This window comes from Parafrankia sp. EAN1pec, assembly GCF_000018005.1.
Classification (GTDB): Bacteria; Actinomycetota; Actinomycetes; order Frankiales; family Frankiaceae; genus Parafrankia; species Parafrankia soli.
The window spans coordinates 6,639,581-6,657,913 of sequence record NC_009921.1 but is presented as its reverse complement, the minus strand read 5'-3'; the positions used below and the strand labels follow the sequence as shown (position 1 = coordinate 6,657,913).

Here is an 18,333-nt window from a genome sequence, read left to right as displayed (position 1 = left end):
CGCGCACGCGCGTACCCTCCCCATCACACGGCGTGACATGCGCCCGGGTGTGTATTCACCCACGCCAGGTCTCGGCGCGGGTGGTGCGGCCCGCGCCAGTCGTGCGGGCTCGGTGGCGGGCACCCGGGGAACGTCGGTCACCGGTTGGTCAGTGTCTGTCCGCCGCAGCGGCCTCGGTGGCGAGGTCGGCGTCGACCATCATCTCCACCAGCTCGTGGAAGCCGATCCGGGGCTTCCACCCCAGCACCTCACGAGCCTTCGACGCGTCGCCCACGAGGACATCCACCTCGGCCGGGCGGAAGAACCGCGGGTCGGAGCGGACATAGCCGGACCAGTCCTCGATGCCCACCCGGGCGAAGGCGACGTCCAACAACTCACGAATGCTGTGGGTCTCGCCGGTCGCCACCACGAAGTCGTCCGGGGTGTCCTGCTGGAGCATCCGCCACATCGCGTCCACATAGTCCCCCGCGAAACCCCAGTCGCGCCGCGACTCGAGATTCCCCAGGGACACCGAGTCCTGTAGACCGAGTGAAATCCGCGCCACCGCCCGCGAAATCTTCCGCGTCACGAACTCGATCCCCCGCCGCGGCGACTCGTGATTGAACAGCATCCCCGAACACGCGAACAACCCGTACGACTCGCGGTAATTCACCGTCAGGTAATGCCCGAACGTCTTCGCCACCCCGTACGGGGAACGTGGATGAAACGGCGTCGTCTCTCGCTGTGGCGTCTCCCGCACCTTTCCGAACATCTCCGACGACGACGCCTGGTAGAAACGCACCCGGGACAGGTCGTTACCGCCCGCGATCCGCAGCGCCTCCAGAACCCGCAGCACCCCCATACCCGTCGTCTCCCCGGTCAGCTCCGCCTGCTTCCAGGAGAGTCCGACGAACGAGATCGCGCCCAGGTTGTACACCTCGTCGGGCTGGGAGATCTCCACCGCGCCGATCAACGACGGAAGATCCGTCAGATCACCCTCCAACAACACGACCCCCGGCACCAGCCGCTCCACGGTCGCCACCTTCGGGTTCGACTGCCCGCGCACCAGCCCGAACACCTCATAACCCCGCCCAACCAGCAACTCCCCCAGATACAACCCGTCCTGGCCGGTGATTCCCGTAATCAGCGCGCGAGGCACGATCATCCTCCTGTGGCCCGTGGAGTACTGCTGCGGAAGGTTAGCGTCAGGTAAAGCGGCCGGGTCACTCGGGTGCCGGGGCCGGCCCGTCGGCACCACGCGCCGTGGCCGGGCGGGCCAGCTTGAGAAGCTCGGGTAGCACCATCTGGCCGGCCCGCGCTCCACCGCCGTTGCTGATGTGAACACCGTCGTCGTCGCGCACGCGAACGCCGTCGATCTCACCGCGGTACTCGTTGCCCGGGCTGAGTGCCGCGGCGAGATCGATGACGGTGGTGACGGCGGAGTGCCGCGCGGCGGCCTGGCGAAGCAGCTTGTTGAACTGGATCACCCGGTCGGCCCGGGTTTCCGGGTAGATGCTGCCGTCCGCCGCCTCACCCTCCTCGAACATCGGGGTGGTCAGCAGCACCACCTTCGCTCCGCGGGCCGAGAGGGTGGTGATCGCCAGGTCGAGCTCGCGCCCGAGATAGGCGTCGAACGCCGGATCACCGATGTGGGTCCGTCGGCCCTCGAGGTCCTGGTCGGTTACCTCCCAGCGCCCGACCAGCAGCATGGCCAGGTCGGGACGGAGCTCGTCGACTTTCCGGCTGAGGCGGGTGGGCCACTGGTCGCACCCCGGAGGTGGCAGGTTCACCTCGCCCATGAGGAGGCGGCGCGGCGAGCGGGTCACCCCGCACCCGAGCTGGGAGGCGTCGTGGATCTCCAGGCCCTCGCGGGCGGCGGCCGTGGAGAACTCGCTGAAGCCGAGGGTGAGCGCGAGCGAGTCCCCGGCCAGGACGGCCCGCAGCGGGCGGCCCGTCACCGGCTCGGCCCGGGCCGTCGGCGGTGCCGCGGTGGCGGCCCGCGCGGCCAGCTGCTCCAGGTCCGCCGCGCCGCGGCCGGCGGACGGGTCCGCGATCGTGGCGACCATCACCAGGGCGACGACCGCGCAGATCGAGGCCGGGACGGTGACCCGCGGCATGGGGAAACGGATCTTCCGTCGCCTGATCGGGTTTTCGACCAGGTGGAACGAGGCGATGGTGATCGCCGCCGTGACGGCCGCGCGCACGCCCAGCAGCGCCGCGCCGCTCAGCCCCGTGCGGGCCGCGGTGACGGTCAGGAAGACCGGCCAGTGCCACAGGTAGAGGCCGTAGGAGACCCGGCCGATGGTGGGTAGTGGCGGGAGCGACAGCACCCGCGCGGCCGGCCCGCGGGGCACCTCGACGATCGAGGCGATCAGCAGCATCACGATCACCGCCACGCCCAGGAAGCCGCCGGAGTAGAGCACCCGGCTCTCGCCGTCGACGGTCGCCCAGACCGTGAGCATCGCCACCCCGGCGAGGCAGCCGGCGACGGACAGGCCCTTCTTCGTCCGCTCGGTGAGCGGTGTCCGCCGCTGGATCCGCCACACAGCCAGTGCGGCGCCGGCCAGCAGCGCCTGCGCGCGGGTGTCCGTGCCGTAGTAGATGCGGGAGGCGTCCGCGCCCAGCACGACCAGCAGCAGCCCGAGCAGCGCGGACGCCTCCGCGCCCAGCACGGCGACGGTCAGGATCAGGGTCTGCGCCTTGTGGCGCTGGTTGCGCCAGCGCGCCGTGGTGCGCCCGCTGTGCCACATCAGCAGGTAGACGGCGAGCGGCCACAGGACGTAGAACTGTTCCTCCACCGCCAGCGACCAGGTGTGCAGCAGCGGGGACGGGGCGGAGAAGTGGTCGAAATAGCTCTGGTCCGACAGCGCGAACCGCCAGTTGGCGACGTACCCGAGGGTCGACAGCGCGTCCACGCGCAGTGTCTCGACCTCGCTGGGCTGGGCGACGAACCGGGCGTAGGCCGCCACGCCCAGCATCATCGTCAGCAGTGCCGGCATCAGACGTCGGGTGCGGCGGATCCAGAACGACTTCAGGTCGATGCGCCGGGTGGTCCGGTACTCGGCCACCAGCAGGCCGGTGATCAGGAATCCGGAGAGGACGAAGAAGGCGTCGACGCCGAGCAGTCCGCCCGGCATCCAGCTCAGGCCCGCGTGGTAGGCCATCACCCCGAGGACGGCGAGGGCGCGCAGGCCGTCCAGCGCGGGAGAGTGGCCCAATGGTGCCAGTACCGGTGCCGTGAGTGGTCCGGTCTCGAGCGGCCCGGTCTCCGGCGATCCGTCGTCCGGCTGCCCGGTCTCGAGCGGGCCGGTCGCATGCGGGTCGGCGGCGCCGCGGGCGCGGGCACCGGGCCTGTCCGCCTCCAGGAGGTCGTCCGCTTCGAGGAGGTCGTCCGCCTCGCCCGCGCCTCGCCCGCCGGCCGGCTGCCGTGACGTGCCTGTCTGCCGTGACGTGCCCGGCTGTCGCGGCGTGCGCGGCCCGCCCGGCTCGCGTCGCCTGGACGGGTCGGCCACCGGCTGGCGGGAACCGGACCGGCGGGCCTCGGCCGGCTCGGCGCCGTGCGGGCGCGGCGGGCCGCTCCCGACGAGCTCGTGGCCGCCCCGCGGGCTCCGGTCGCCCGCGGGGCGCCCCGTGCGGGCGGCTCGCCCGGCACGGGCTGGGACGCGGGGGCGGGCGATGACGCGGGTGTGATCGTCGGCGTCGCGTGCCGCCTCACGTGGGTCGCGTGAGGCGGCGGCCCGGCGCTCGATGTGCTCGGTCTCGTCGCCGCTGTACGCGCCGGCCCGGCGCAGGCGGCCCTCGGGGTCCGGGTAGGCGTCGTCCTGGTAGGCGGCGTCGAGCCGGGACCGGTCGAGATACAGGCTGTCCAAATGGTCTGTGACCTCGTCGTGGTCCGTGCCACTGTCCGTGTCCGCGCGTCGGTCCGCGGCTCTGCGCCGGTCCCGGACGGGGCGCCGCGGGTTGCGCTCGGCGGCGTGGTCGTCCTCCGGCTGACCGGGGCGGGGGCGAGCCAGCGGGTAGGTGTCGGTGTCTCGGCGGCTCAGCCCGGTCCCCTTCCGATGTCGTAGGTGCGCAGGTGTGGCGGCAGGCCGCCGGATCGAGCCGGACGGGGCCTGGCACGGACGGTGCCGTGTCCGTTCGCGTACCGGGAGCAGCACATGGGCCCGATCGGCAAGGCTAATCCGCGGTTCCGGTCAGGGGAAACGAGTGGTAGTCCCAGACCGGAGATGTCGGGCTCGGCAATACCTCCAATGGGCCAGCATTGGTACCTTCCGCGGGTGCCTGACAGCAGCTCACCGTCGGTCACCGCCGGTGATCCCGACGGTCTCCCAGTTCCGCGCGATTCATCTGGTATGTCCAGATCGTCGGGTTCCGTCGTCGAGGCTACGACGGATCGATCAGACGGTGTCGTGGACGTTCTGTCGGATGAGGGTCAGCTCGCGCCGGCGCCCCGCCCGCCCGGGGCGCATCGGCCGGCGGCCGCGGGCCGATGGTCGAGGTCCGGAGGGCGCCCCGGCAGGGGCCGCCTGGCCGGGTCCGGCCAGCTCCCGACACAGGGGCCATCGGATCCCGGCGCGCGGTCCGCGGTACCGCCCCGGCTCGCGCCGGCCGGGCGGGCGTGGTGGATCGGCCTGCTGGTAGTGGTCGCCGTCGGTCTCGGTGTCCGCCTCGGCTACCTGTTCGGATGGATGCATCCCGCGGTCGTCGACGGTGACCCTTTCTATTACCACCAGGCCGCGAACCTGTTCGCGGACGGGCACGGCTGGCCCGATCCGTACGAGTTGAGGTACTTCGACAGATACGTCCCGGACGCGCAGCACCCACCACTGACGAGTGCGCTGCTCGCCATCCCGTCCGTGCTGGGCTTCACCGGGTTCCTGTCGCACCAGATCTTCTCGTGTCTGCTCGGTGCGGTGTCGGTCGGCGTCGTCGGCCTGGTAGGCCGCCGCGCCGCCGGCCCGGCCACCGGCCTGCTCGCCGCCGGCATCGCGGCGCTCTACCCGGGGATGTGGCTCAACGACGCCCTGGTGATGTCCGAGACCACCGGAATCCTGACCTGCGCCCTGCTGATCGCCGCGGCCCACCGCTTCTGGGACCGGCGGACCGTGGCGGACGCCTGCTGGCTCGGCGCGGCGCTGGCCGCCGCGATGCTCGCCCGCGCCGAGCTCGCGCTGCTCGCCCTGGTGCTCGTGGTGCCCCTGATCGCGATGAGCCGTCCGCTGCCGTGGCGTCGCCGCCTCGGCCTGCTCGCGGCCGCCGCCGGCACGAGCGTCGCCGTGGTGGCCCCCTGGACGGCCTACAACCTGTCCCGGTTCGAGGAGCCCGAGTTCCTCTCGACCGGCCTCGGCTCGACGCTGGCCGTCACCCACTGCGAGGCGAGCTACTTCGGCAAGTACACGGGGTGGTGGTCGTTCGACTGCATCCAGGCGCTGGAGCAGGCGCCGGTGGAACGGTCCGAGCGGGACGTCTACTACCGGAAGGCCGCATACAGGTTCATCGGTGACAACACCGGAGAGCTGCCCCGTGTCGCCGCCGCCCGGGCCGGCCGGACGTGGGGCCTCTACCGGCCGTGGCAGCAGACCGAGTTCGACGGCGTGGAGCTGCGCCCGCTGGGGCTGAGCCGGCTCGGCATGGTCTGCCTCTGGGTGCTCGAGCTGGCCGCCGTCGCCGGCACGATGGTGCTGCGCCGACGGGGGGTCGTCCTGCTGCCGCTGCTGGCGGTACCGATCACACTCACGCTGGCCTCGGTGCTGGTCTACGGCACGACCCGGTTCCGGGCGTGCGCCGAGCCGGCGGTAGTCCTGCTCGCGGCGGTCGGGATCGCGGCCATCGTCGGTGCGCTGCGCCGTCGCCGGGCGGGCCTGGCCACCGCCGAGGCCCAGCGCGGGCGCGTAAAGTGACGACACGGCTGCCTTCCGGCACCGTTTTCGGGGGTCGCGCCCGGCTCGCTAGGGTGGCGCGGGCCGCCGAGCCGTCGGGTACCGCCTGGTACCTTGCGACCGTGCCAGACATCGCCGACAGTAGTGGTCGCGGTCGGTGACCGCCGGTTTCGACCGCGGGAGCGGTGGCCGGGCGCCGGGCCGGCCGGGTTCCGCGGCCACGGCGAGCACGGGGCCGGCCGCGCAGGCGGAGGCGGCCCGGTCCGCGCCGGTGGTGTTCGCGGGCTTCGACGGGCTGCGCGCGATCGCGGCGCTGCTGGTCCTGGTCGTGCACGTGTCGTTCAACAGCGGGCTGACCACCGGCAACTCCATCGGCGTCTACACCGCCCGCGGTGAGATCGGCGTCGCGGTCTTCTTCCTGATCTCGGGCTTCCTGCTCTACCGCCCGTTCGCCGTGGCGCACCTGAGCGGCCGCGGCGCCCCGGACGCCGCCGGCTTCTACATCCGCCGGCTGCTGCGGATCATCCCGCTGTACTGGCTGGCGCTGGCGGTCGCGCTCAACGTCGTGCCCAACGACAAGATGGGCGTCCACGGCTTCGCCGGGCTGCTGCAGACGGCCTTCTTCATGCAGGGCTACCGGCAGCACTGGGCGATCCAGGGCCTCACCCAGGCGTGGACCCTCAACGTGGAGTTCGCCTTCTACATCTCCGTCCCGTTCTATGCCTGGCTGCTCGTCCGCCGGCGCCGCCCGGCCCGCTCCCAGCTCAGGGCCGAGCTTGTGGCCCTCGCCGTGATCTTCGTGATCAGCCGGGTCCTGCACTACGCGCTGATCGGCTCGCACATCTGGTGGGCTGACGGCTGGACGGTCTGGCTGCCGGTCTGGTGGGACCTGTTCGCCATGGGGATGCTGCTCGCCGTCCTGTCGGCCTGGTACGTCCAGAACGGGCGGACGCCGGCGTGGGCGCGGTGGCGGTGGTCCGGCGGGGCCTGCTGGCTCATCGCCGCGTTCTTCTACTGGGTGGCCAGCACCCAGGTCGACCTCCCGCTGCAGCCGCTGTTCGTGCCGGACCGCACCCAGGACATGGGCCGGCACCTGTTCTACGGCCTGTTCGGCTTCTTCCTGATCCTGCCCGCGGTGTTCGGGCCGCCCGACCAGGGCCTGGTGCGGCGGTTGCTGACCTGCCGCCCGATGGCCTACCTCGGCCTCATCTCGTACGGGATCTACCTGTGGCACACGGTCGTGATCGAGGTGGTCGCCGAGCACACCGGGACGGCCGCCGGCGAGCTGGCGTTCGCCCCGTTCTTCCTGCTGGTGCTCGCGCTGACCTGTGCGGTCTCCACGATCACCTACTTCCTGGTGGAACGGCCCTGTATGACGCTGGGTCGTGAGTGGGCCCGGCGGGTGCGCGCGCGGTCCCGGCCGGTGCCGGCGGGGCCCGCCGAGCCGGTCCCGGCCGGCGCGGGGGCGCCGACCGGCACCGACGAGCGCTGGTCGGTGGAGTCCCAGGTGGACGAGAGGTGGCGCCAGGAACTGTCCGGTAGCGGACACCACGGAGCCGACAGTGCCCCCGACGGCGAGTCGGCGCGGACGATGCCGCTGCGGACCGGTTGGGCGCCCGGTGCCGGCTCCGGTGGCGGACCCGGCACGCGCCCGGGTGCCCCGGCGGCGGACCGGTCGCCCGGCCCGGCTCCCCGGCCGCGCGCGGAGCCGGGCCGCGGGGCGCGGGAGCGTGGGGTACCAGGTCCCGGCGGCTCCGCGCAGCCGCCGCCGGTCACCCCCGCCCCCTGGCGCCCGGCCGGCGACCGCGCCCGGCGACCCGGCCGGGAGCCGGCCGGCGGGCCCGGCGGGCCCGGCCCGGACGGCGCCGCCGAGAGCCGACTGGGCCACATTCGCGACGGCGGGCGGGACGATGGCTGGTGACTTTTCGTACTATGAAAGCCCCACAGGGTGAGGGGTTCGGCAGGACTGGCTCCGCGTCTGTGCGCCCTCCCGTTGACCTCGTGGGACACCGCTCCCTAGACTTGGGAGTTGCACGAGGGTTCGTGGGTCTCAGACCGAGCGGATCCACTCGAGCAGTCGTTATCGGTTCTGACAGTGTCGTTCTTGCGTTCGGTGTCTGTCCCTCCGTCCCGGCGGTTCGATCCGGCCCTCGCGCTTTGGACGATTCCCAGTCGGAGCCGACCCCTTGACGAGCACCACCGACGTACGACCCGTGGAGACCGTGACCACCTCGCACAGCCCGACCACACCACAGGTTGCGGTCAACGACATCGGCTCGGCGGAGGATTTCCTCGCCGCGGTCGACAAGACGATCAAGTTCTTCAACGACGGCGACATCGTCGACGGCATCATCGTCAAGGTGGACCGCGACGAGGTGCTGCTCGACATCGGTTACAAGACCGAGGGTGTCATCCCGTCGCGGGAGCTCTCGATCAAGCATGATGTCGATCCGCACGAGGTCGTCACGGTCGGCGACCACGTCGAGGCCCTCGTCCTCCAGAAGGAGGACAAGGAAGGCCGTCTGATCCTGTCCAAGAAGCGTGCGCAGTACGAGCGCGCCTGGGGCACGATCGAGAAGCTCAAGGAGGAGGACGGCGTCGTCACCGGCACCGTCATCGAGGTCGTCAAGGGTGGTCTCATCCTCGACATCGGCCTGCGCGGCTTCCTTCCCGCCTCCCTCGTGGAGATGCGCCGGGTCCGCGACCTCCAGCCCTACGTGGGCCGTGAGCTCGAAGCCAAGATCATTGAGCTGGACAAGAACCGCAACAACGTGGTTCTGTCCCGCCGCGCCTGGCTGGAGCAGACCCAGAGCGAGGTGCGGTCGGAGTTCCTCGCCCAGCTCGCCAAGGGTCAGATCCGCAAGGGCGTGGTCAGCTCCATCGTCAACTTCGGTGCCTTCGTGGACCTGGGTGGCGTCGACGGCCTCGTGCACGTGTCCGAGCTGTCCTGGAAGCACATCGACCACCCGTCCGAGGTGGTCGAGGTCGGCCAGGAGGTCACCGTCGAGGTTCTCGACGTCGACCTGGACCGCGAGCGGGTCTCCCTGTCGCTGAAGGCGACGCAGGAGGACCCGTGGCGCCAGTTCGCCCGGACGCACGCGATCGGCCAGGTCGTACCCGGTCGGGTCACCAAGCTCGTGCCGTTCGGCGCGTTCGTCCGCGTGGACGAGGGCATCGAGGGCCTGGTGCACATCTCGGAGCTGGCCGAGCGCCACGTCGAGATCCCCGAGCAGGTCGTCAATGTCGGCGACGAGATCCTGGTCAAGGTCATCGACATCGACCTCGACCGGCGCCGGATCAGCCTCTCGCTGAAGCAGGCGAACGAGGCGTCCTCGCTGGTCGCTGAGGGCGAGTCGTTCGACCCGAGCCAGTACGGCATGGAAGCCAAGTACGACGAGCAGGGCAACTACGTGTACCCCGAGGGCTTCGACCCCGAGACCGGCGAGTGGCTGCCGGGCTTCGAGGAGCAGCAGGCCGAGTGGGAGCGTCAGTACGCGGAGGCCCAGACCCGGTTCGAGGCCCACCAGGCCCAGATCCGGGCCGCGCAGGAGGCCGACGCCGCCGCGGCGGCACCGTCCTCCTACACCTCGTCGCAGTCGGAGCAGCCCGCTTCGGCGATCGACGAGGAGGCGCTGCGACGCCTGCGGGAGCAGTTCGGCCGCGAGTAGGCCGTAGGTAAGTGATCTTCAGGGCCCGTGGGGAACATCCCACGGGCCCTGAAGCACGTTCGGGGCGGTGTCGGCCCCGCCGGCCCGCGTGGCGACGGTCTCGATCGCCGATGCCGCCTGGTCGAGCAGCCTCTCCCGGGACTGCGTCCCGTCCAGCTCGACGACGTTGTCGGCCTGGGCCATGATCTTCTCGTAGCCGTCGGCCTGCTCGACGAGGTGGGCGCGCAGCGCCGCCGGGGTGAAGGCCCGGGTGCGGCGGTCGCCGCGGGCGACCATCCGCTCGTAGGCGAGCGCGGGCGGTACGCGCAGCCACAGCAGCGGGTCGGGGCGGGGGAGCAGATCCTCCATGTGCTCGAGCCACGGCCGGTGCTGCTCCCCGTAGGGGCCGCAGTGCACCTCCGACGACTGGATCCACCGGTCGAACAGCAGGTCGGGACGTCCGTCCGGGCCGGTGCGGTAGCGCAGTTGGGCGGAGAGCTCGATCAGGTGGGCCAGCCGCCGCACCGGGCCGGGGATGACCGCCTGGTGCAGGACGGTGTCGTCGGGCTCGGCGATCGCACGGAAGATCTCCACGCACACGCGCGCCGGCCGGGTTCCGCGCAGCGGGCGCAGCACCGTCTCCAGACCGCGGATGAGCGTGGTCTTCCCGGCTCCGTCGACACCCTCCACGGCCACAAGCAGTGGATCTTTCCGGCTCATGCCCGAACTGTAGATCGCCGGCGGCGGGCGCGTCCGCCGCTCGGGTGAGCGGGGCCCACCGGAGTGTTACGACGCCGTAAATGCGGCTGCCGGCTATTGCCGGTTCGCCGGACTGGTACCAGAATCGGACGGGCACAGCTCGCCGCGGGACCATCCGCGGCGGTGATTCGCTCCCTGCTCGGTGCGCCAGCCGGTTCGGTGCCCATCGAGCTCGGTGCGCCGTCGACGAACTCTGCCGCGCCGGTCCGCGTCCGCGTCGGGCGGCAGCCGGCAGCCGATCCGGTCGGGATGCTCTTGGCCAGCGACGTCTTCACCTTCGGCGCCGCGCCGGCGCGTCCCTACGCTCTGCTGGCCGTCGAAGGCCCGGCCGGAGCGGGCAAGCTCGCCCTGGTGCGGCGGCTGACTGCGGCACCGGCGGCGCTGCACCTGCACCTGGCGTCGCAGACCGACGCGGTGCTCCGGGACCTGATGCGGCGGCTGAGTACTCTCGGTGAGCCGCTCGGCGCGGTCCCGGCGAATCTCGTCCACGCCGCTCGCCTGATCGAGGCCGCCGTCCAGTTCCGGTACCTGGAGGAGTTCCTGGCGGGGTTTGACCTGGTGGTGGCCGACCGCTGGATCCAGACCTGGGAGGTCTACTGCGGGGACCTCGGCGAGTACACCGAGTGGTACCTGCAGATCGCCTCGTACGTGCCCGTTCCCGACCTCGTGCTCTATCTGCGCGTCTCGCCCGAGGTGGCGGCCGCGCGGCTGGCACGCCGGGCGTCGGCAGGGCAGGCCACAGCGGGGCATGGGCCGGCGGGACAGGCTTCAGCGGGGCAGGAGTCGGGGGGGTCGGCCTCAGCGGGCCGGGAGTCCGCGGGCCGGGTGGACGAGGCCGCGGCCCTGCGGGAGGCCGTCGAGGCGTGCGCGCGCTACGACGAGGTGATGTCCGGCGTCGACTGTGTCGTCATCGACGCGGACGCGCCGGCCGCGGACGTGCTGGCGGAGGTGACCGGGGTCCTGGACGCCGTCGGGGTGCCGCGCCCGCCGATCCCCGGGACAGGTGGCGGGGCGGACGCGCCCTGGCCGGGGCCGCTCAGGGGGGCGTGAAGCGCACCGGGAGCGCGGCGACCCCACGCGCCCACACCGACGGGCGCCAGCGCAGGTCCCGCGGCTCCACGGCGAGCTCGAGATCGGGGAGGCGGTCCAGGAGCACCTCGATCGCGGTGGTCGCGATCGTCTCGGCCGTCATCTGGGCGGGGAAGGGGCAGCGGTGCTCGCCGTGGCCGAACGCCAGGTGGGCGTGGTTGCCCGACGGGCGCCCGGAGGGCTGGGGACGCGCCCACGGATCGGAGTTCGCGGCCGACAGGCCAAAGATGAGCAGGTCGCCCGCGCGGATCCAGCGCCCGCCGAGCCGGACGTCGCGCCGGGCCCACCGCGCGACGAGGTTCTGGATCGGTGGGTCCGCCCACAGCACCTCGGCCATCGCGTCCCCCGCGCTGAGCCGTCCACCGGCGAGGTCGGTGGCGAACCGGGGGTCGGTCAGCATCAGCCGCAGCGTGTTCCCGATCCAGTCCGCGGTCGGCGCCTGGCCGGCGATCAGGGTCGCCATGACGTCCTCGACGACCTCGTCGTCGCGCAGGCCGGCCGGATGGGTGAGCAGCGCCGACACCGCGTCGTCGCCCGGTTGCGCGCGGCGGCGCCGGACCACCCGGGTGAGCATCGCGTGGGCCCGCCGACGCGCGTCGCGGGCCCCCGTCCCGCCGCTGACGAGCAGGGTCAGATCCCGGGCGAGCGCGGTCAGGTCGGTGTCGGGCAGCCCCCACATCCCGGCTGCGACCATCGCCGGCAGCGGGCTGGCGTACTGGGTCATGAGTTCGGCGCGGCCGTCGCTGGCCATCGCGTCGATCAGGGCGTCGGCGCCGCTGGCCGCCCGCGCCCGCAGGCCGTGCGGCTCGAACATGCCCAGCACGTCGCCGATGGCGCCCAGCCGGCGGGCGTGGGCGGGCCCGTCGAGGGCGCGTAGCGACGGCCGCTGGCCGACCATCGACTGCAGCGGCCAGGCCGGCGGGACGAGATCCCAGGCGTTCCAGATCCGGCAGTCCCGGCCGAACAGGGCCGGGGTGCCGGCGACGTAGACGACCTCGCGGTAGCCGAGCACCAGCCAGGCCGGGACGTCCCCCTCGAGCAGGACCGGGGCGACCGGGCCGTGCTCGTCGCGGATACGCCGGTAGAACGCGGCGCGGTCGTCCCCGGGGCCGTCGGCCGGTAGCCGGACGGCGGTGGCGTGCGCCGGCCAGCGCGCGTCGAGATCCGGCCGGGCCGGCGGGTGGGCGCCCGCCGTGCCGCGCACCGGCCCGCCGCGCGGTCCGCTCGGCGGGCCGCTGGATGGTCCGGGCACGGGCTCGCCGGACGGGGTGTCCTCGGGCCCGCCGCGGCGGGTGGTCGGTGCCGGGCAGGACGCGCCGTACTGGCGCAGCGCGCCGAGCTGGCGGACGGCGCCGAACGCGCGGGGCATGCCGCTCGCGCACGTGCCGAGCTGGCGGGGGTTGGGATGGGTCATGTGCTGTCTCCGGCCTCAGGGTCAGCGTGGTGCCGCGCGGTGCGGCCTGTCGCGGTCCTCACACGGGACTGAACCGGACCGGCAACGCCGTCAGAGCGCGGTTCCACGCGGTCCGCCGCCAGCCGAGGGCATCGGCCGGGACGGCGATCCACATGTTGGGCAGGCGGTCGAGGAGTGCCTCGACCGCGGTCCGGGTGACGACCTCGGCGATCTCCTGCGCGGGGTACGGGCAGCGGTGCTCGCCGTGGCCGAAGGACAGGTGGGCGCTGTTGGCGCTGGTCCCCGCGCCCGTCTGGGTGTCCGGGGCGTGGCCGCGGCGGACCTGCGGATCGGCGTTGCCGGCCCCGAGCCCGAGCGCGATCATGTCGCCGGCCTCGATGCGCTGCCCGCCGAGCTGGGTGTTGCGGGTCGCCCACCGGCCGGCGACGACCTGCATCGGCGTGTCCTCCCACAGGACCTGGTTCAGCGCCTGCATGACGCTGCGCCGTCCGCCGGACAGGTCGAGGGCGAACGACCCGTCGGTGAGCAGCAGGCGCAGCGAGTTGCCGATCCAGCCGGCCACGGCGCGCGCGCCGAACCCGAACACCACGGCGAGGTCCTCGACGACCTCCTCGTCGGCGAGCCCGGCCGGGTGGGCGATCAGGCGCGAGACGATGTCGTCGTCGGGATGCTCGCGCCGGTCGGCGAGCAGCCACCGCAGCCGGTCCAGGACCCGCTGGTGGCTCTCGGCCGCGTCCGGGCCGTCGTCGATCAGGACGATCAGGTCGTGCACCAGGCCCGCGGTGTCGACCTCCGGCGGCCCGCACAGCGACGCCAGGACGAGGGCGGGCACCCGGTGCGCGAACGAGTCGATCAGATCGGTCTCCCCGCGCCCGGCGAAGGCGTCGATCACGTCGTCGGTGATCTCCTCGGCGCGGGCCCGGAGCTCGAAGAGATCCACCGCGCCGAGGACGTCCTGGATGGCGGTGTAGCGCCGCCGGTGCTCCGCTCCCTCGGCGCGGAGCACGGACGGGCGGTGTCCGACACCGGGCAGGGCGGCCCAGTCGGGCGGGACGTCGTCCCAGCCGGCCCAGTGACGCGGGTCATGGGCGAAGATCTCCGGATGGCTCAGGACGTAGTGCAGCTCCCGGTAGCCGAGGACCAGCCAGGCCGGCAGGCCGCCGTCGAGCAGCACGGGCGCGACGGCGCCGTGCTTCCGGCGCAGGTCGCGGTAGGCCCGCGCCGGCCCACCCTGGAACTGCGCCTCGCCCAGGTGGCAGGGCGGGGTCCGGCCGCCGGGCGGCCGCTCCCGCGCCGCGCGGGCCGGCTCGCGGGCCGGCTCGCGAGCCGGCCCGCGGAGTGACTCGCGCGCCGGCTCGCGGGCGGTCGTCACGACGCCTCCGCCTCGCGCTCCTCGCGCGCCGCGGACAGCTCGCAGAGGTGGCGCACGAGGGTGATCAGCACGTCCTTGCTGGACGACCGGGCCCGGGCGTCGCAGTCGATCACGGGGATGTCGGGTGACAGCGAGAGCGCCTCGCGCAGGTCCTCCAGCGAGTGCTCGGGGGAGCCGAAGTTGTTCCGCGCCACGATGAAGGGCATCCGGTGGTGCTCGAGCCGGTCGATCGCGTACCACGAGTCGGCGACCCGCCGGGTGTCGACGAGCACCACCGCCCCGAGCGTCCCCGCGAACAGCCGCTCCCACAGGAACCAGAACCGCTCCTGGCCGGGGGCGCCGAACAGGTAGAGCACCATCTCGGCGTCGAGACTGATCCGTCCGAAGTCGAACGCGACCGTGGTCGTGTTCTTCTCGAGGACGTCGCCGTTGTCGTCGATGCCGACGCCGGCCTCGGTCATCACCTCCTCCGTGCTCAGCGGCCGGATCTCGCTGACCGAACGGACCATCGTGGTCTTGCCCACACCGAAACCACCGACGATCACGATCTTGACGCCGTCCCGGGCCGTGGTCTGCAGCGGCGGCCGGGCGGCGGGCTCAGAGCTTCTGGAGTCCAACGAGCACCTGCTTCAGGAACGCGGGATCGGGCAGTTGCGAGGGGTCGTTCGGGGTCGAGGGGTGGCGTGCCGAGATCCGGCCCCGCTCGAGCAGATCGGACAGCAGGATCTTCACGATGCTCACCGGCAGCTTCAGGTCCGCCGACAGCTCGACCACCGCGGTCGGCGCGCGGCAGACCCGCAGGATCCGGACGTGTTCGGACTGCATCCCGGGCGTCGGCTCGCTCCTGCTCGTGACGAGCGTGACGAGGTCGAAGGCGGTGTCTCCGGCCCGGCTGCGGCCGCCGGTGACGGTGTAGAGGCGGTCCGGGTCCTCGCTGTCGACGAGCCGACGGATCATGGCAGTAGCGCGGGCTGGACGGGATCGCGTGGCGCCGCGCTCAGGTACTCGCCGATCTGTTCGACGAGCTCGCTCATGTTGTGGCCGATGATGCCGGCGTCGGCGTCGTCGGTGGCGATCACCGCGAGGTGCGCGCCCTGGCCGGCGTCGACGATGAACAGCAGCCCGCCGTGGTACTCGGTCATCGACTGCCGCACGCCGCCGGTGCCGTCCCCGAACTCGATCGACGCGCCGTGCGCGAGGCTCTGGATCCCCGAAGCGATCGCGGACAGTTGGTCGGCCTGGTCGATGCTCAGTCCGGACGAGCGGCACAGCTTGAGCCCGTCCCTGGATAGCACCAGGGCGTGGCGGGTCCCCGGGGTGCGGGCGAGGAGGTTTTCCAGCAGCCAGTCGAGATCGCGCTCAGTGGTGTTCATCGGGATCGCGGGGCGCCGGGCGGGTGGGTCCCATCCGGTCGTGCCCCTGCCTCCAATCAGGTCGTCCAGTGCTGTGCTGGTCGTCATGCAGGGCGCTGGTCGTCATGTGGGACGCTCGTCGTGACGCGGCGCTGGTAGGTCACGTGTCCTGCTGGTCCGGCTCGCCGGTGCCATCGGGGACGTCCGCATCCCCGGGGGCTGTCGACGGGCTGGCCGTGGTGCCGGTGGCGGCTGCCGTGACCAGCGCGCCCGCGCGTCCGGGCGCCGGCCCGGCGGGCCGGACGTGGTTGGTTCCGGCGGCGCGCATCGCCCGGCGGAAGGCGGCGAAGTTCGCGCTGGAGTTGCGGCGTGGCCGGTGGGTGCGCGGCGGCGCGGCGAGCAGGGCCGCGGCGCGTGCGCTCGCCGCGAGGGACTGCCCGCGCTCACGCTTGGGCAGGGTCAGCAGCGGCGGAGCGCCCGCCTCGTCGGTGCTCCCGTCGGCGTCCGCGGCCAGCGCCGGGCTCGGGACGGCGCTCGCGACCGTGGTCGCGTCCGGCGCCGCCTCGCGGGCCGCCCCGGCCGCGCGCGCCGAGGCGGCGGCGTGGCTGGCGTCGAGCCGCGCGGGGTGCTCCGGCTTCCGCTGGGGCAGCGAGATGAACTCGGTGACCGGGTCGACCGCGATTCGCGCCGTGGCCGCGCCCGCCGCGCTCCCCACCTTGCCCGTGGTCCCCGCGCTCGTCGCGTTCGCCTCAGGGGAGAGGAGCGCGGGCAGCCTGGACGGCACGACCGTGGGCAGCCCGGCGGTGACCGTGTCCGCGGAGTCGGCGACCGCCGGCGGGGCGACAACCGACCTCGGCGCGGTGATGAGCTGGCGCGGGATCATGACGACGACCCCGGTGCCGCCGCGTGAGGAGGGCCGGAAGGACACCGTCAGCCCGTGCTTGCGGGCGAGGACGCCGACGACCGCCAGGCCGAGCCGCGTCCCGGACAGCGTGGTCAGGTCGAGGACCTCCGCCGACACCGCGCGCTCGGCCCGCTCGAGGGCGGCCGGCCCCATGACGAGGCCGCCGTCCTCGATGGTGATGACGACCCCGGCCTGCACCTCCTCGACGTAGACATGCACCTCCTCGGAGGGCGGCGAGAAGCTGGTCGCGTTGTCCATCAGCTCGGCGAGGGCGTGCATGATGCCCTCGGCGGCGTAGCCGACCACCGCGACCGCGCTCACCGAGTGCAGGCGGACCCGCTGGTAGGCGCTGATCCGTCCCATGGAGCCCCGCAGGAGGCTCTCCATCACGATCGGCTTCGTCCACCGGCGCCCGGAGCGCCCGCCGGTGAGCACGGCGATGCTGTCCGCGAGCCGGCCGGCCTGGGCGGTGAGGTGGTCGAGCCGGAGCAGGTCGCCGAGGACCTCCTCGCTGTGCCGTTCCTCCATGGCCCGAAGGTCGGCGAGCATGCTGGTGCTCAGCGCCTGCATCCGGCCGGCCGCGTTCGCGCAGGCCGCCATGGCCGCGCCGCGCATCCGCTCCCCGCGGCTGACCTCCTCCGCGACGGTGCGCAGGATGTGCTGGTGCGTGCCCTCGGTGCCGCGCGGGGCCTCCCCGAGCGCCGTCTGGACGGACGACCCCTCGCGCAGGCGTTCCACCACCGCGGGGAGGACCTCGCGGGCGAGCCGTTCGGTCTGGGCGGCCGAGCGGCTGGCGCGCGTCTCCAGGGCGACGACCCGGCCGCGCAGCTCCCGCACGGTCTGCCGGTTGCGGACGGCCACGGTGCTGGCGAAGCCGACGAGCAGCGCGGCGACCGAGACGCAGAACAGGATCGCGCCGCGGCCCTCGGCGGGCGACACGGCCGCCGCGACCAGGCCGATGACCATGACGACGAGCACGGCCGCGGTCGGCGGCACGATCAGGTCCCGGGCCGTCGCTGGTCGCTGTACCTGATGACGAGCGATTGCGTGTTCTGACATCGATCAGGTCCTCGTCGTCGGTGGTCGGTGGGCCAGGGCCGGCCTGCCGTGGTCGGGAGGGACCACGGAAAATCCAACGTCCCACGGGAAGATCATGGTCGGAGTCGTCTGTCGGGAAGAGTTCTCGGATACTTCTCGGTAATCCTGAAAAGGTACGGCGGGGACCCCCTCCCGGCCTTTTTCTGAACTGTTCGTGCCGTTGCGGCGGAATACGTCCCCCCGGTCGCGCGACCGTGATTCCTGGTGCGTGGGAGCACCGGTATGGGTCGCGCCGCCGGCCGTACTGACCACGTCGATCTTCGCCCCCTCGCCGTCGCCGCCCTGCGCCGTGATCCGCGTCCGCGCCCGGGGTCGCCCCCAGGCCGAAGCTGAACCATCAGTGCAGGTCATATGCGCGTCGCACATGCTAGGGACACCTCGGACGGGTCGCGCGCCAGGCGCGGGGCGGCGCTGTCGGGCGATAGCCGCAAGTGGTATCGGAGTGTTACTGTTGTTCATCTGTAGTGTGTAAAGTTTGTAACTGTTTTGCTGGAATCCCGTTCGGTCGCCCGGAGAGAAGGATTCCGGGTGCTTGAAGAGTTGACAGCCTGGCATTGCTGCCGCCCGGTTCGGGGCGTCACGGGTCACTTGTGGCAATTGCGGCGACACTTTTGGCGGGCGGGGTGGCCCGGGCGGATACTTGTTGAATTCCTTCTCAGCTAAGGACGGTCGCGCGTCGGTTCATCCTGTGCCGGCGGGGAATCGCCCTGCTCGGGGCGCCGCCCGGCTCCCGCCCCGCGGCGGTGCCGGCGCCGCGATCACCCCCGCACGGGTGCACCGGGGACGCTCGGAGGGGCCGTTGCGCCGGAAGATCGCCGCGTGTCCACGCTGTCTGTCAAG

The 18,333-nt window shown here is 72.7% G+C and carries 13 protein-coding genes; 4 read left to right on the top strand and 9 right to left on the bottom strand.

Going from position 1 to position 18,333, the window contains the following annotated elements; all coding sequences use genetic code 11:
* Positions 1–148 precede the first annotated feature (148 nt).
* Both gmd and FRANEAN1_RS27115 read right to left on the bottom strand, forming a co-directional pair.
* On the bottom strand, positions 149–1,138 hold the full coding sequence (gmd, locus tag FRANEAN1_RS27120; protein WP_020462961.1) for a GDP-mannose 4,6-dehydratase: 990 nt from the start codon (positions 1,136–1,138) through the stop codon (positions 149–151).
* Positions 1,139–1,202: 64 nt separating this feature from the next.
* Positions 1,203–3,848: an acyltransferase family protein gene (locus FRANEAN1_RS27115; RefSeq protein ID WP_347176779.1), complete on the bottom strand. Its 2,646-nt coding sequence runs from the start codon at positions 3,846–3,848 to the stop codon at positions 1,203–1,205.
* Between the two features lie 540 nt (positions 3,849–4,388).
* Between FRANEAN1_RS27115 and FRANEAN1_RS27110 the strand changes: the two genes are divergently transcribed.
* From FRANEAN1_RS27110 to rpsA, 3 genes are all read left to right on the top strand, one after another.
* Positions 4,389–5,879 carry a glycosyltransferase family 39 protein gene (locus FRANEAN1_RS27110; RefSeq protein WP_020462959.1) on the top strand — a complete coding sequence of 497 codons (1,491 nt, stop codon included), beginning with the start codon at positions 4,389–4,391 and terminating at the stop codon, positions 5,877–5,879.
* 136 nt (positions 5,880–6,015) lie between these two features.
* Positions 6,016–7,779: an acyltransferase gene (locus FRANEAN1_RS27105; protein ID WP_020462958.1), complete on the top strand. Its 1,764-nt coding sequence runs from the start codon at positions 6,016–6,018 to the stop codon at positions 7,777–7,779.
* Positions 7,780–8,044: 265 nt separating this feature from the next.
* Complete coding sequence (rpsA, locus tag FRANEAN1_RS27100; protein WP_020462957.1) at positions 8,045–9,526, top strand: 30S ribosomal protein S1; 1,482 nt, start codon at positions 8,045–8,047, stop codon at positions 9,524–9,526.
* A gap of 18 nt (positions 9,527–9,544) precedes the next feature.
* On the opposite strand, the gene FRANEAN1_RS27095 is transcribed toward rpsA, so the two are convergent.
* The gene (locus FRANEAN1_RS27095; RefSeq protein ID WP_020462956.1) at positions 9,545–10,225 is read right to left on the bottom strand and encodes a thymidylate kinase-like protein; all 681 of its coding nucleotides are present in this window, start codon (positions 10,223–10,225) and stop codon (positions 9,545–9,547) included.
* A 198-nt stretch (positions 10,226–10,423) separates the two neighbouring features.
* Here FRANEAN1_RS27095 and FRANEAN1_RS27090 point away from each other — a divergent pair, with 198 nt between their 5' ends.
* Complete coding sequence (locus tag FRANEAN1_RS27090; protein WP_347176778.1) at positions 10,424–11,314, top strand: hypothetical protein; 891 nt, start codon at positions 10,424–10,426, stop codon at positions 11,312–11,314.
* Here the strand turns inward: FRANEAN1_RS27090 and FRANEAN1_RS27085 are convergent.
* From FRANEAN1_RS27085 to FRANEAN1_RS27060, 6 genes are all read right to left on the bottom strand, one after another.
* Positions 11,301–12,767 carry a cytochrome P450 gene (locus FRANEAN1_RS27085; RefSeq protein WP_020462954.1) on the bottom strand — a complete coding sequence of 489 codons (1,467 nt, stop codon included), beginning with the start codon at positions 12,765–12,767 and terminating at the stop codon, positions 11,301–11,303. The genes FRANEAN1_RS27090 and FRANEAN1_RS27085 overlap by 14 nt on opposite strands.
* A 58-nt stretch (positions 12,768–12,825) precedes the next feature.
* Positions 12,826–14,139, bottom strand: a complete 1,314-nt coding sequence (locus tag FRANEAN1_RS27080) for a cytochrome P450 (RefSeq protein WP_020462953.1) — start codon at positions 14,137–14,139, stop codon at positions 12,826–12,828.
* Positions 14,136–14,756, bottom strand: coding sequence for an ATP/GTP-binding protein (locus tag FRANEAN1_RS27075; RefSeq protein WP_020462952.1), 621 nt, complete (start codon positions 14,754–14,756; stop codon positions 14,136–14,138). Before FRANEAN1_RS27075 ends, FRANEAN1_RS27080 begins: the two co-directional genes overlap by 4 nt.
* Positions 14,737–15,096 carry a DUF742 domain-containing protein gene (locus FRANEAN1_RS27070; protein WP_041254845.1) on the bottom strand — a complete coding sequence of 120 codons (360 nt, stop codon included), beginning with the start codon at positions 15,094–15,096 and terminating at the stop codon, positions 14,737–14,739. The genes FRANEAN1_RS27075 and FRANEAN1_RS27070 overlap by 20 nt, the downstream gene beginning before the upstream one ends.
* Entirely contained in the window at positions 15,093–15,512 is a 420-nt protein-coding gene (locus FRANEAN1_RS27065) for a roadblock/LC7 domain-containing protein (protein ID WP_041256585.1), read from the bottom strand. The genes FRANEAN1_RS27070 and FRANEAN1_RS27065 overlap by 4 nt, the downstream gene beginning before the upstream one ends.
* A gap of 139 nt (positions 15,513–15,651) precedes the next feature.
* Complete coding sequence (locus tag FRANEAN1_RS27060) at positions 15,652–17,454, bottom strand: ATP-binding protein (RefSeq protein WP_020462950.1); 1,803 nt, start codon at positions 17,452–17,454, stop codon at positions 15,652–15,654.
* Positions 17,455–18,333: the final 879 nt, after the last annotated feature.